At 60.8% G+C, this 12402-nt stretch carries 11 protein-coding genes; 3 read left to right on the top strand and 8 right to left on the bottom strand.

The window, feature by feature from the left end; genetic code table 11:
- Positions 1-3: 3 nt before the first annotated feature.
- Positions 4-1437: a sulfatase gene (locus tag ACILSE_RS00240; protein WP_395715324.1), complete on the bottom strand. Its 1434-nt coding sequence runs from the start codon at positions 1435-1437 to the stop codon at positions 4-6.
- 159 nt (positions 1438-1596) lie between these two features.
- Here ACILSE_RS00240 and aspS point away from each other — a divergent pair, with 159 nt between their 5' ends.
- A complete protein-coding gene (gene aspS, locus ACILSE_RS00235; protein WP_395715323.1) occupies positions 1597-3429 on the top strand; it encodes an aspartate--tRNA ligase in 1833 nt (610 codons plus the stop codon).
- Positions 3430-3587: 158 nt separating this feature from the next.
- Here aspS and ACILSE_RS00230 read toward each other — a convergent pair whose 3' ends face one another.
- Genes ACILSE_RS00230 through ACILSE_RS00220 form a run of 3 tightly spaced genes read right to left on the bottom strand, consistent with a single transcriptional unit; the run spans position 3588 to position 7049 of the window.
- Positions 3588-4280, bottom strand: a complete 693-nt coding sequence (locus ACILSE_RS00230) for an RNA polymerase sigma factor (RefSeq protein ID WP_395715322.1) — start codon at positions 4278-4280, stop codon at positions 3588-3590.
- Positions 4277-6781: a serine/threonine-protein kinase gene (locus ACILSE_RS00225; RefSeq protein WP_395715321.1), complete on the bottom strand. Its 2505-nt coding sequence runs from the start codon at positions 6779-6781 to the stop codon at positions 4277-4279. Before ACILSE_RS00225 ends, ACILSE_RS00230 begins: the two co-directional genes overlap by 4 nt.
- Positions 6774-7049, bottom strand: coding sequence for a hypothetical protein (locus ACILSE_RS00220; protein WP_395715320.1), 276 nt, complete (start codon positions 7047-7049; stop codon positions 6774-6776). The genes ACILSE_RS00225 and ACILSE_RS00220 overlap by 8 nt, the downstream gene beginning before the upstream one ends.
- A 255-nt stretch (positions 7050-7304) precedes the next feature.
- On the opposite strand from ACILSE_RS00220, the gene ACILSE_RS00215 reads away from it, so the two are divergent.
- Together ACILSE_RS00215 and ACILSE_RS00210 are read left to right on the top strand one after the other, a co-directional pair.
- On the top strand, positions 7305-8369 hold the full coding sequence (locus tag ACILSE_RS00215; RefSeq protein ID WP_395715319.1) for an aldose epimerase family protein: 1065 nt from the start codon (positions 7305-7307) through the stop codon (positions 8367-8369).
- Positions 8366-9196, top strand: a complete 831-nt coding sequence (locus ACILSE_RS00210) for a PP2C family protein-serine/threonine phosphatase (protein ID WP_395715318.1) — start codon at positions 8366-8368, stop codon at positions 9194-9196. Before ACILSE_RS00215 ends, ACILSE_RS00210 begins: the two co-directional genes overlap by 4 nt.
- Here the strand turns inward: ACILSE_RS00210 and ACILSE_RS00205 are convergent, their stop codons facing one another.
- The 4 genes from ACILSE_RS00205 to ACILSE_RS00190 all read right to left on the bottom strand — a co-directional run bounded on the left by ACILSE_RS00205 (position 9197) and on the right by ACILSE_RS00190 (position 12360).
- Positions 9197-10234 carry a methionine synthase gene (locus ACILSE_RS00205; protein WP_395715317.1) on the bottom strand — a complete coding sequence of 346 codons (1038 nt, stop codon included), beginning with the start codon at positions 10232-10234 and terminating at the stop codon, positions 9197-9199.
- An 89-nt stretch (positions 10235-10323) separates the two neighbouring features.
- Complete coding sequence (locus tag ACILSE_RS00200) at positions 10324-10623, bottom strand: hypothetical protein (protein WP_395715316.1); 300 nt, start codon at positions 10621-10623, stop codon at positions 10324-10326.
- A 9-nt stretch (positions 10624-10632) separates the two neighbouring features.
- Positions 10633-11412, bottom strand: coding sequence for a sugar isomerase domain-containing protein (locus tag ACILSE_RS00195; RefSeq protein WP_395715315.1), 780 nt, complete (start codon positions 11410-11412; stop codon positions 10633-10635).
- A gap of 48 nt (positions 11413-11460) precedes the next feature.
- The gene (locus ACILSE_RS00190; protein WP_395715314.1) at positions 11461-12360 is read right to left on the bottom strand and encodes an ROK family protein; all 900 of its coding nucleotides are present in this window, start codon (positions 12358-12360) and stop codon (positions 11461-11463) included.
- Positions 12361-12402 lie beyond the last annotated feature (42 nt).

Genomic DNA, 12402 nt, shown 5'->3' with positions numbered 1-12402 from the left:
AGATCACTTTTTCTTCTTTGCGGCCTTCGCCGGAGCGGAAGCGCCGCGGCCATTCGGTTTCGCGGGATCGTAGGCGGGATTTTTTGTCGGCATAATCGCTCCGACGTCCTTCTGCCATGCCTTCAGCTCGGCTAGCATCGCTTTGACGCGCTCAGGCTCCTGCGTGGCGAGATTCTTCGTCTCGCTCAAATCATCGCGCAGGTGGTATAGCTCCGGCGCATCCGGTTTCTCGAACCAATGGATGAGTTTCCAGTCACCACGACGGATCGCCGCGCCGGGAGCGCCGCCTTGATTGCCATAATGCGGGTAATGCCAGGCCAGAGAGCGCTCCGGCAGCTCCTTGCCCTCGAACAGTGGCAGCAGGCTCACGCCATCGAATTTCGCGGTGCTTTGCGTCTCCGTCGCGGCGAGAATTGTCGGCAGGTAATCCACATGGCACACCGGCGTGTCGACGACCGCCCCGGCTTTCACCATCGCAGGCCAGCGGATGATCGCCGCGTCGCGGATGCCGCCTTCATAGAGCCAGCCTTTGCCACCGCGCAGCGGCAGATTCGACGTGGGCGAGCCTTCGCTCGTGCTCAGGCCACCGTTGTCGGAGGTGAAGATGACCAGCGTGTCTTTCGTGAGGCCGAGTTCGTCGAGTTTCGCCAAAACTTTGCCCACGGCGAGATCCATCGCCTCCACCATCGCGGCATAAACGGCATGCTCCTGCACCAGGCGCACGTCACGCGGCTCCTCGCGGCCGAATTTTGGCTCCAGCCCGAGTTTTTTCCGCTTCGCCTCATACTTCACCTGCAAATCAGGCCGTGCCTGCAGCGGCGTGTGAACATCATAAAACGAGAAGAAGGCGAAAAACGGCCTCGCCTTGTTCTCGTCGATGAATTTGCACGTCTCCGTCGCCAGGCGGTCCGGCAGATGCTCGCCTGGCGGACCGTCAGGCAGACGCGGATTCGCATAGGGCGTGAAGTATTTCCCCGGACCATACGGCCCGCCCTTGTCCACACCGCCCATGTTGATGTCGTAGCCCTGGTTCTCCGGCCAGAAACCTTCCGGCCCGAGATGCCACTTGCCCGCGAAAAAGGTCGCATAGCCCGCGCCTTTCAGCATTTCAGCCATCGTCACCTCTTCGTGTGCGAGACGGTCTGAATACGGCGCGGGCAGCAGCACCGTGTTCCGCTTCCAAGCCTCTGGCTTCAGCGGTGCCCCGATGTAGTCGGTGATGCCCGTGCGCTGCGGCCAGCGCCCCGTCTGCACCGCCGCACGCGACGGGGAGCACACTGGACAAGCCGCGTAGCCGTTGGTGAACAGCGCGCCCTCCTTCGCCAGCCGGTCCACATTTGGCGTCTCGTAAAACGTGCTGCCATAGCAGCCGAGATCGCGCTGTCCGAGATCATCGACGAGGAAAAATACGACGTTGGGCTTTTGCGCAGCACTCACAGTCGCCGACAGGCAACCCAGAAAGAAAAGAGATCTCCAAAACATGATCGAAGGGAACGATCCGCCCTTCACCGACCTTGCCCTGAAGGCACTTTTTGCCCCCGCCTTCCCTCTTGCGCATCCCGTGAAAATGCCGACTCTACGCGCCCTTTTTCCGCCATGATCCCAAACGCCTACCGCACCGTCCACTGCAACGCCGTCCGCAAAGAGCACATCGGCCAGAACGTCACGCTCTGTGGCTGGGTGAATTCGGCCCGCGACCATGGTGGCGTCATCTTCATCGACCTGCGCGACCGCGAGGGCCTCACGCAGGTTGTCTTCCGCCCGGAGGAAAACGCCGAGCTGGCCGCGATGAGCCACACGCTGCGTGACGAGGACGTGTTGCAGATCACCGGCAAGGTCGCCGCTCGTCTCACCGGCACCGAAAACGCCAAGCTGCCCACTGGCGACGTCGAAATCGTCGCCACCGAGTGCAAGGTGCTCAACAAGGCCGATGTGCTGCCCTTCCAGCTCGACCGCGAGCTCTCCAACGAGGACATGCGGATGAAATACCGCTACCTCGACCTGCGCCGCGAGCGCATGAACAAGAACATCCGCACGCGTCACAAGATCACCAATGCCGCCCGCAACTACCTCGACGGCGCTGGCTTCATCGAGGTCGAAACGCCCATCCTCAGCAATCCGACTCCCGAAGGTGCTCGCGACTTCCTCGTGCCCGCTCGTCTGAACCCCGGCAAGTTTTACGCCCTGCCGCAGGCTCCGCAGCAGTACAAGCAGCTCATGATGGTCGCCGGTCTGGAGCGTTATTTCCAAATCGCCCGCTGCTTCCGCGACGAAGACCTTCGCGCCGACCGCCAGCCGGAATTCACGCAGATCGACATCGAAGCCAGCTTCATCCAGCGTGACGACATCGTGAACCTCGTCGAAGGCCTGCTCGTCAGCATGTTCAAAGCCGGCACCGGACGCGACATCCCGTCGCCCTTTCCGCGCATGACCTACCAAGAGGCCATGGACCGCTACGGTTCCGACAAGCCGGACACGCGTTACGGCAATGAAATCGTCGATATGGCCGATGTCTTCGCCAACAGCGGCTTCAAGATCTTCCGCAGCACCATCGAAAACGGCGGTGTCGTGCGTGCCATCAACGCCAAGGGCTTCGCTGGCATCACCACCGGCCAGATGATCCGTCTCAACGAGATCGCCACGCAGGCTGGCATGAAGGTCAAGCAGCTCGCCTTCATCAAAGTGGAGCGCGATGCGAACGGCGTTCTCGAATACAAATCCCCGCTGTGGAAGTTCTTCAGCGAGGACGAGCAAAAGGCCCTCATTGCCAAGCTCGGCGTCGTCGAAAACGACCTCATCTTCTTCTACGCCGGCACCTGGCAGGAAGCCTGCGACATCCTCGGCCGCGTGCGCGTCGAGATCGCCAACATGACCGAACTCACCAAAGGCAGCACCGCCTTCAACTTCCTGTGGGTCGTCGATTTCCCGCTGCTCGCCCACGATGCCGAAACGCAAAGCTGGGTGGCCGTTCACCATCCTTTCACGCGTCCGAAGACGGAAGACATCCCGCTCATGGAAGCGGGCGAGTACGCCAAAGTCCGCGCCGAAGCCTACGACGTCGTCTTGAACGGCTACGAACTCGGCGGCGGCTCCATCCGAATCCACGAAAAAGACCTGCAAGCCAAGCTCTTCAGCGTCCTCGGCGTGAATGAAGAGGAGCAGGCGCACAAGTTCGGCCACATCCTCGACGCCTTCCGCTTTGGTGCTCCTCCACACGGTGGTCTCGCCCTCGGTCTCGACCGCATCGCCATGCTCGTGAGCGGCGAAGACAGCATCCGCGAAGTCATCGCCTTCCCGAAGAACAACAAGGGCAGCGATTTGATGACCGACAGCCCCACGCAGATCGACTTCAAGACGCTGCGCGAGATCTACATCCAGAGCACCTACAAGGAGAAGAAGCCGGAAGCTGCTGCGACGCCTGCGGCGTAACATGGAGCGCACGCGTCCTCGCGTGCCGTTTTCCGCGCCTCGCGGGAAACCGTCCATGAAGCTCACGTTTGGTGATTCGTCTGCGAGCCCGTCAAAACATGCCCTCCGTCCGCATTCAGCGGGGACGCTGAATGCAGCACGCGATACGCGTGCGCTCCTCACGAACCCCGCAAAGCGCTCATCAGCGCGTTGAGTTCTTCACGAACGCTCCCAGCTTCGCTGACGGTCTGGGCAATTTCGGCCTTCACCGCTTCGCGAAATCGCTTTCGCAAGCGATGGATGGCCACTTTGACAGATTCGACGCTGATGCCGAGTTTTTCGGCAGCGCTGTTTTGCGGCGTCGAATCGCCTTCAACGCTCAGCCATGGCTTCAGCACGTCAAAATGACCTGATTTCCCTTCGGCACCCATTTCCGCCTCCAAACGCCTCAAGCTCCTCGCAAGCACGGTGAGCGCCCATTGGCGGTCAAACTCGGCATCGGGCATCTCCATTGTCACATCGGGCATCTCCTCATCCATTTCAGCATGCTGAAGGCCGCCGCCGCGTTTCGAGGCGAGCGTTTTGTCCCGCTGATCGGCCGCGAAGTGCTTCAACGCGCCGAGCAGGTAGCTGCGAAACCGGCCACGCTCTGGCTTCGCCCCTTCGATGGCCCCACCGGCGAGCAGCCTGGCGAAAAAATCATGCGCCAGCTCCCTCGCCGCATCTTCTTCTCGACCCTGCCGCCGCAAAAACGCCACCACCGGCGCATAGTATGCCTCACACAATTCGCTCAACGCCGCAGCAGCCTGCGTGTCGCTCCCGCGTGAGCGTGAGACGAGCGTCCAGCGGGTGTCATGGAAGGAGGAGGTCATGGCAGCGGTGGAACAACCACGTGGGAAAAGATGATGGTGGCCACCCTGCGGCTGCGAATCCGGAAGGACTCCACCTCACGGAGTTGCACCGGGAAGGAGATGCTCTCCACGATATTCTTGCCCGGATGACCCGAGCGCGACCAGCCGGAGGAGCCGATTTCAGTGCCGTCCTTTAGTCTGGCAGTGGCGTCATACATCCAGCCATCCTGACCTTTCGACCAGGACACAAAGGCGCGGTGGTATTGATCATCTCCAAATCCCGCGAGGAGGCAGTCTTCGCCGAACGTCATGGAGCCGTTGTAGTCTGCGGGCAGCACGCTGCCCTCCCGCCACGGTCCGATGCTGTAACGCAGCGTGACCTGCACTGATGCGGGAAGTTTGCCGACACGGCCAGGGCTGATGACATAACTGGAAAGCGCGGGATGGGGACGCACCGAGACCCATCCCGGTGCCGCCGTGCTGGAGTCTCGATCCTTCAGCGGCTGGCCGTCCGGGCCGGCGATCTCAACACGCAACTGGCTGTGGCGGTCAAAGTCGGGATGCTCAAACCAGAGCTCCAGCCAGCAATCCTCCGCGTTCTGTGACTCCACACCATTGCCGACGGACGCACGAATCAGGCGCTTCGACTCCTCATCATCCAAGGGTTTGCCATCCACGGTGTACACCGGCCATTGCCAGTCGGTGCCGTTGCGTTTCAACCGCGTGAATCGCAGCACCGGAGCCTTGTCCAAAGCTTCTGATGTTCCTTCCGCCACTGGTTGCCGCGGCACAGACATCGAGACGCCTGTGTCCTTCACCGCATCTGGCGTGAAGTGCGAAAACAGCATCTTGCCCACGATCTTGTCCCACGGCATGAAGAACTCGTCAGGACTGCCGCCGCGTTTCAGCAGCAGGCCTTTGTCCTCCCGCGCCACGACGCGGGCGATCCAGTTCTGGCCGCTCTCGTGCTCGAAAATGATCAGGTCACCGGTGGCGAAGCCGGTGTCGAGATGCGAGGCGAACCAGTGGCTGTTCTTGGCGACTCCAGGTTCATTACCTTGAGGCACGCGATAAGCTCCAGCGATGAAGGAGCGGATGAACATGGCGATGACCACCGCCACGATGGCCTGCCCGCTCCAGGAAACGAGCCGGTTTCGTGTCCGCGCCGGTGCATTGACGGGATGCTGGCGAATCCACCAAAGCGTGGCGGCCACGGAGGCGGCCACGGCGACCAGCGTGAGTGTGATGGCCGCCCAAGGATACGCATCCTGATGGCGTGGTAGTTGATGAAAGCCCGCGAGCCCCGCGCCGATGACGAGCAGCGACCAGCCGAACAGATGCTTCCCAAAATGCGCATTCACATCGAACCAGCGGGCGCTTGAGGCCATGATCGAAGGCAGGCGCACGCCATAGAGCGGATTGACGGGTACAAGGCGCAGCCACAACGGCAACGCGGCGACGAACAGGAGAAGGCCGCCCATGGTGACGAGCATGGGGATGAGATGCGTCGTGAGACTCGCTCCATGATCAATCATGACACGATAGATCACGCAAAAGAAGATCGCGCAAATGGCTGAAACTGCGGACAGCACACCAAGGCTCAGGGCACGGCGAGGCGTGGGCATGCTGCCCGCGCCTTCGACCTGCGTCTTGAACTCGTCCACGCTCTGCTGCCGACGCGCGCGCTCTTTCTCGAGGGCTCGAAACACGATCTCGTCGATGTTTCCGCCCACGGCGGCTTTTTCGGAGGGCGCGGCGAAGCGGCCTAGCGGCAACTCGCCGGTGAGCATCTCGTAAAACACAACGCCGAGGCTGTAGATGTCCGCGCGGTGATCGACGCTGGCGGGTTGCTCGATCTGCTCCGGGGCCATGTAGGGCGCGGTGCCGAGTTTCGCGCCACTTTGCGTGAGCAGCATCGCATCGCCGCCTTTGTCATCGATGATCTTCGCGATGCCGAAGTCGGCGATCTTCACTTTGCCGGTGGAGTCGAGCAAAATGTTCTCCGGCTTGATGTCCCGATGCAGCACGCCCTGGCCGTGGGCGAATTGCAGCGCGTCGCAGATAGCAGGTATGATCGTGAGCGCCTGCTCCGGCGTGAAACGGCCCGCACGCATGGCCTGGCGGAGATTCACGCCATCGACGAACTCCATTATGAGATACGCGAAGCCACCGCTCTCGCCAAAGTCATGCACCGTCACGATGCTCGGATGGCTGAGACGTGCGAGCACGCGGCCTTCGCGGTTGAATCGCTCCGCAAAGCCCGGCGTGGCCGCGAGGGACTTCGGCAGCACTTTGAGCGCAACGATGCGGTCGAGCTTGGGCTGCCGCGCCTTGAAAACAGCGCTCATGCCGCCATGCCCGATAAGCCCGAGGATTTCGAGATCGGGAAACGCGGCGGCGATCTCCGCCTGCGTGGGCAGATCGGCCCGCTGGAGCGGCAGCGTGTCCGCATCGCCATCGGTCGGCATGGCCGCGGCGGCCATGAGGCCGGCGGGATCGAGACCGTGAAGTGGATCACTCATGATCGGGGGCTGGAGAGAGGGATTTCGTCTTCTCATCCAGCTTCGCGGCCAGCCGGGCAAGGTAGTTTTGCAGCAGCAAGCCAAAGCAGCCGAGCAGCACGATGTAGATGGCGATCAGCAGATCTCGCTGCATGACCACAGCCGACTCGGCACGCGCCGCCGCGAGCACATAGCGGGCGGAGCCGACCAGAACGAGCACGGCGGCAAGATTCCAGCCGTAGAAGTTAAAAGCGTTGTCGCCAAAGAATTTGGTTTTCCAGTTTTTCATGAGTTTCAGGTGGGTTCGCACTTGCCGGGAGCGAGTGCCACCCGTTGCCTGAGGACTGCGGTGGCGGAGGTTACATGAAAAATCGCCCTGAACCTGACGAACAGGATTTTCTTTGGCCTGAAGGCGGCACAAACAGGACCCTCGGCATGCCGAATCCTTCCTTGCGAAGCCCCCTTCCCGCCGCCACTATCCCGGCCCAACTTGCCCCCAAAATTCATGCGCTTTTCCGCGCTCCCAGCCATCCTCCTGCTTCTCATGTCGATCCCCAGTTCGCCACAAGCCGCCAGCGTCGAATCTGTCGCCTGGGGCAAAACGGCGGCGGGCGAGGAAGTGAAGCTGTTCACCCTGCGCAACGCGAACGGGATGGAAGCAAAAATCACCAACTGGGGCGGCTACATCGTCTCGCTGAAGGTGGCGGACAAAAAAGGCCAGTTCGCCGATGTAGTGCTCGGATTTGACTCGCTGGAGGATTATCTCGCGAAGAATCCGTTTTTCGGCTGTATCACCGGTCGTTACGCGAACCGCATCGGCGGCGCAAAGTTCAAAATCGACGGCGTGGAGCATCACGTGACGGCCAATTCTGGCAAGAATCACATCCACGGCGGCAAGCTCGGCTTCGACAAGAAACTCTGGAACGCGAAGGAGATCACGGATGGCGTGGAACTGAGCTACACGAGCGCGGATGGCGAGGAAGGCTTCCCTGGGGAGCTGAAATGCACCGTGAGCTACACGCTCACACAGGACAACGGCCTCCGGATCGACTACAAGGCCACCACGAACAAACCAACGGTCGTGAACCTGACCAACCACGCCTACTTCAATCTGAGTGGCGAAGGCAGTGGTGACATCCTCGGCCACGAGCTGACGATCCCGACGGATCAAATCACCGCGACGGATGACGATCTGATCACCACGGGAGAAATCGTGAGCATCAAGGGCACGCCGCTGGATTTCACCACGCCGCACGCCATCGGCGAGCGCATCGGCGCGGACTATAAGCCGCTCGTGCAAGGCATCGGTTACGACCATAACTACGTCCTCGCCGGCAGCGGCATGAAGCTAGCCGCCACGGCCAAAGATCCCGCCAGCGGTCGAGTGATGACCGTGCGCACCACCGAGCCCGGCGTGCAGCTCTACACCGGCAATCATCTCAAAGAAGTGAACGGCAAGGGCGGCCACGTTTACCAAAAGCGTCATGGCTTCTGCCTGGAGACCCAGCACTATCCCGACAGCCCGAACAAACCGGCATTCCCCAGCGTGATCCTGCGCCCGGGCGAGACCTTTCAAAGCACCACGATTTACCAGTTTTCCGCCGAGTGAGCGCCACCACCGTATTAACCGACCGAGTTCCGTTATTTGAGACGCAGCCGCCCGCCTTCGTGCAGGAGCAGGACTTCGCCGCGAGGCAATATCGCGGTCGTCGCGACAATCAGGAGGACTATTATGCCTTCGCCGATGCTGCCGAACCGGAGGAGCGCAGCCTAGAGCGGCTGCTGCTCGTCGTCGGTGATGGTCTCGGGGCACACGCCGGCGGTAGTGTGGCCAGCTACATCGCCGTGAACGCTTTCGTGCGCGCCTACCACGAGCAGGACGGCCCGACCTCATGGAAGCTGAAGCATGCCGTCGAGACCGCGAATGAAACCCTTGGCATCATTTCTAGCCGCATGCCTGCCGTGGCCCCGCCCATGGGCACCACGATGCTCGGCGTGCTCGTCACGCCGCAGACCATGCAATGGATCAGCGTGGGTGACTCACCGCTCTTTTTGTTCCGCGATGGTGAATTGAAGCGCCTCAACGACGACCACAGTCTTTCCCCGCTCATCGACGCCCGTGCCGAACGCGGCGAGATCACAAAAGAGGAGGCCGAAAACCATCCTGACCGCCACACTCTCCGGGCGGCTCTGCTTGGCCATCCGCTCGCCATGATTGACGCGCCGCCGGAACCGATGCCTCTGAAGAAAGGTGACATTATCATCGCCGCGAGCGACGGCATCTTCACGCTCACTCACAAGGCGCTCGAAGAGCTGCTCAGCTTTGGTAAGCACACGACAGCGGACAAAATCGCCGATGCGATCATCTTCGCCATCCGCCGCATCAACAACGACCGCCAGGACAACACGACGGTCGGCGTGGTCAAAATTTCCTGATCACAGGCCCAGTTCGCGTTTCACGAGACCGACACCGGCCACCATGTTCGCCAATTTCTTCTTCGCGGCCCAGCGGGCGGTTTGGGAGAGGCCGCAATCCGGCGCGAAGACGAGTTTGTCGGCGGGGGCATGCTTCAAGCAGGCACGCACGGCATCGGCGATCTGCTCGGGCGTTTCGATGTGGTAGCTTTTCACGTCGATGATGCCGACGGCGACATCGTAGCGCTCAGCCATCGGTTTGATGACCTCCAGCTCGGCGTATTCGCGGTTGGCCATCTCGACATGGACCTCATCGCAGTGGAGGTCGAGGAAGGCGGGGAAGAGCGGCGCGTATTTGCGCCAGCCGACGGGATGGCCTTTAAAGTTGCCGAAGCAGAGGTGCGTACTGATGCGGGCCTTGCCGTAACCGCTGGCGACGGTGCGGTTGAAGATGTCCACGAAGCGCTTCGTGTCCTCGCGGTAGCCGTAGCAGCTCATGCTGGGCTCATCGACACAGATTTCCTCCGCCCCCGCCGCGACGAGATCGGCGATCTCCTGGTGAACGATGGGAAGCAGAGCCTCGGTGATGGCATAACGGTCTGCATACCGCGCATTCGGCGAAAGTCGGCCGCTGAGCGTGTAGGGACCGGGAACGGAGACTTTGAGGCGCTTGCCGGTGTGAGCCGCGAGACGCTTCAAACGCTGAAATTCATCCACTGCTCCGAGTCCGCGTGGCGCTTTCAATTCGCCGACGATCTCGTGTTTGCCACGCTGATCATGCGCAGGCGGCCCAAAGCGTCTCGGGCTGGCCGGTTCGAGCGCGATGCCCTCGATGAAGCCATAGAAGCTGAGGTTGAAGTCAAAACGCGTCTGTTCGCCATCCGTGATGACATCCAGCCCGGCGGTGATTTGATCCTGAATGGCCACCTGCGCCGCATCATCCTGCATTTCGGCGATGTCGGCCGTGCCGAAGCTGCTGAGATGCTGCGCGGAGAACTCCAGCCAGCCCGGAAACGGATAGCTGCCGATGACGGAGGTGCGAAGCGGTTGGGATTTCATGGTGTGGTCATGAAACGCCACTTAAAGCTGAAGGGCCACTCATCAGCCGCAAAGGACAACCGATGCGGCGGGAAGGTGCAATGCGGGTGTCAGCTAGACTTTGGGAACCGATAAAGGAGACGGCGCAGAATGACAAGCAGTGGAAAAACCAAAACGCCGATGAATCCTTCAACCAGCAACAGGCCAGGCGTTGCGTTCATCCATTTAGCCCACCTCCACTTATCCCATCCGCCAACGGGGGTAGAATACTCGTATGTCATGGCTTCGCTGGAAATACCGTCTTCAACAAGCTCAATGGCGAACCACGCAAAAAACAGCAGGATCACGATCAGCACCAGCAATACAACAAGCTGGAGAAGCCAGACCAAAATATGCAAAGCTAGTTTCATATTTCTGCCTCAAGCTCCCAAGCCCGCGTAGTAGCGTGAGATGCGCCGCCCGTGCTCGTCATACGCGGCTTCAAACAGCTCGGTGGCTTTTTCAGCCCCGACGACGGCACCAGCGGTCAGCACCTTCGGTGGCTGGCCGGCTTTGGTGAGACGGTCGGCGACTTCGGCTTTGATGGCGTTGACGAGCAAACAGCCGCCAACGGTGCTTCCGGGTGCCACGGGTGTTTCGAGGCCTTCGATCTTCACCATAGCATCGCCAACGGGTGCGCCGGTGTCGAGGACGATGTCGGAGAAGTCTTGGAGCTTTTTGCCATCGCGATGACGGCTGGTGCTGGCTTCGCTGTGGGTGGTGCTGATGATGGCGACGACTTTGACGCCGCGCTTTTGAAACTCCTCGGCCATTTCGACCGGGACAACGTTGCAGCCGCCGCTGGAGATGACGAGGGCGCTGTCGCCGGGCATGAGATCGAAGTTGCGCAGGATGCGATTGGCGAAGCCGCTGACGTTTTCGAGGAACATGGCCTGACGCTGACCATTGGCTCCGACGACGAGGTTGTGGAAGGTCAGCGAGAGCTCGACGATGGGATTGAAGCCCGGAAAGGAGCCGTAACGCGGCCACATTTCCTCGACGAGAATGCGGCTGTGGCCGGAGCCGAAGACGTGGACCATTTGTCCGGCGAGGATCGTCTTGGCGAACATGTCAGCGGCCTGCTGGATGAGCGGAAGCTGATCACGGACGCGATTGAGAAGGGCTTGGCTAGCTTCGAGGTATTGGAGGGCGGGAGACATAGGAATGATGAATTCAGAATGAGGAATGATGAATGAAACAGGTCGAAATCAATGATGCTGCATGAGATTGAAAACGGAGCCGAGGCATCCGGCGCTATCGCCGAGCATCGCTGGAGCTAGGCGGGCTTGGTTGCCGCCGGGACGCCATTCGAAGTCGTCGAGGGCTTGTTGGAGTGGTTTGAAGAGAAGGTCTTTGGCACCGGTGGCGATGCCGCCGCCGAGGATGATGAGTTCGGGATCGAGGACGTTGATCAAGGACGCAATGGCAGCGGCGAGATGGCGGACGGAGGTGAGCCAGACTTTTTGAGCGTGCGCATCGCCTGCGGCATAAGCATCGAGCAGCGCGTGGGTGGTGGCGTAGCAGCCTTCGCCCCGTTGGCCGATGGTTTGATTGCCGATGGCGTCTTCGAGACTGCCGGGCGTGTTGAAGTCATCGCGTGGCGCATTCGAGTCGATGCTGAGATGGCCGAGATGACCGGCGCGGCCGATTTTGCCGGTTAGGAGTCGCCCGCCTGTGTAAATCGCACCACCAACACCGGTGCCGAGGGTGAGCATGAAGGCATCGCGGCAATTCTTCGCGGCTCCGGCCCAAACTTCGCCGAGAAGCGCGGCGTGGGCGTCGTTGAGCACTCGGCAATCGCGTTCGAGGAAGACGGACCAATCGAACTTTTCGAGGCCGTGCATGCGTCCGGGCATCCAGTCGATGCATTGGCCGTTGGGATTCGCCAAACCGGGTGCGGAGAGTCCGACGGCGAGTTTTTGGCCTGCCTGCGCTTCGAACTCGTGAACGATCTCACGCACGGTGAGCGCGAAACGTGGCGTATTGTTTTCGAATTCGCCATCGCGAGTGGGATTCGAGAGCGTGGCGATGGTTTTCGCGGATTGAGTGTCCACGAGCGCGGCTTTGATGTTCGTGCCGCCGAGGTCGATGCCGATGGAGAAAGGCATGAGTTATAAGTTATGGGTGAAGGGTTGGGGCTTGGAACAACT

Source organism: Prosthecobacter sp. (assembly GCF_044236155.1).
Taxonomy (GTDB): Bacteria; Verrucomicrobiota; Verrucomicrobiia; order Verrucomicrobiales; family Verrucomicrobiaceae; genus Prosthecobacter.
Note: the sequence above shows the minus strand (reverse complement) of the source record. Positions and strands in the feature narration are given on the sequence as shown.

Coding starts and splice junctions, on each gene's coding strand:
- aspS (WP_395715323.1), top strand. CDS start 1,597: ATGATCCCAAACGCCTACCGCACCGTCCACTGCAACGCCGTCCGCAAA.
- ACILSE_RS00230 (WP_395715322.1), bottom strand. CDS start 4,280: ATGACCTCCTCCTTCCATGACACCCGCTGGACGCTCGTCTCACGCTCA.
- ACILSE_RS00225 (WP_395715321.1), bottom strand. CDS start 6,781: ATGAGTGATCCACTTCACGGTCTCGATCCCGCCGGCCTCATGGCCGCC.
- ACILSE_RS00220 (WP_395715320.1), bottom strand. CDS start 7,049: ATGAAAAACTGGAAAACCAAATTCTTTGGCGACAACGCTTTTAACTTC.
- ACILSE_RS00215 (WP_395715319.1), top strand. CDS start 7,305: ATGTCGATCCCCAGTTCGCCACAAGCCGCCAGCGTCGAATCTGTCGCC.
- ACILSE_RS00205 (WP_395715317.1), bottom strand. CDS start 10,234: ATGAAATCCCAACCGCTTCGCACCTCCGTCATCGGCAGCTATCCGTTT.
- ACILSE_RS00200 (WP_395715316.1), bottom strand. CDS start 10,623: ATGAAACTAGCTTTGCATATTTTGGTCTGGCTTCTCCAGCTTGTTGTA.
- ACILSE_RS00195 (WP_395715315.1), bottom strand. CDS start 11,412: ATGTCTCCCGCCCTCCAATACCTCGAAGCTAGCCAAGCCCTTCTCAAT.
- ACILSE_RS00190 (WP_395715314.1), bottom strand. CDS start 12,360: ATGCCTTTCTCCATCGGCATCGACCTCGGCGGCACGAACATCAAAGCC.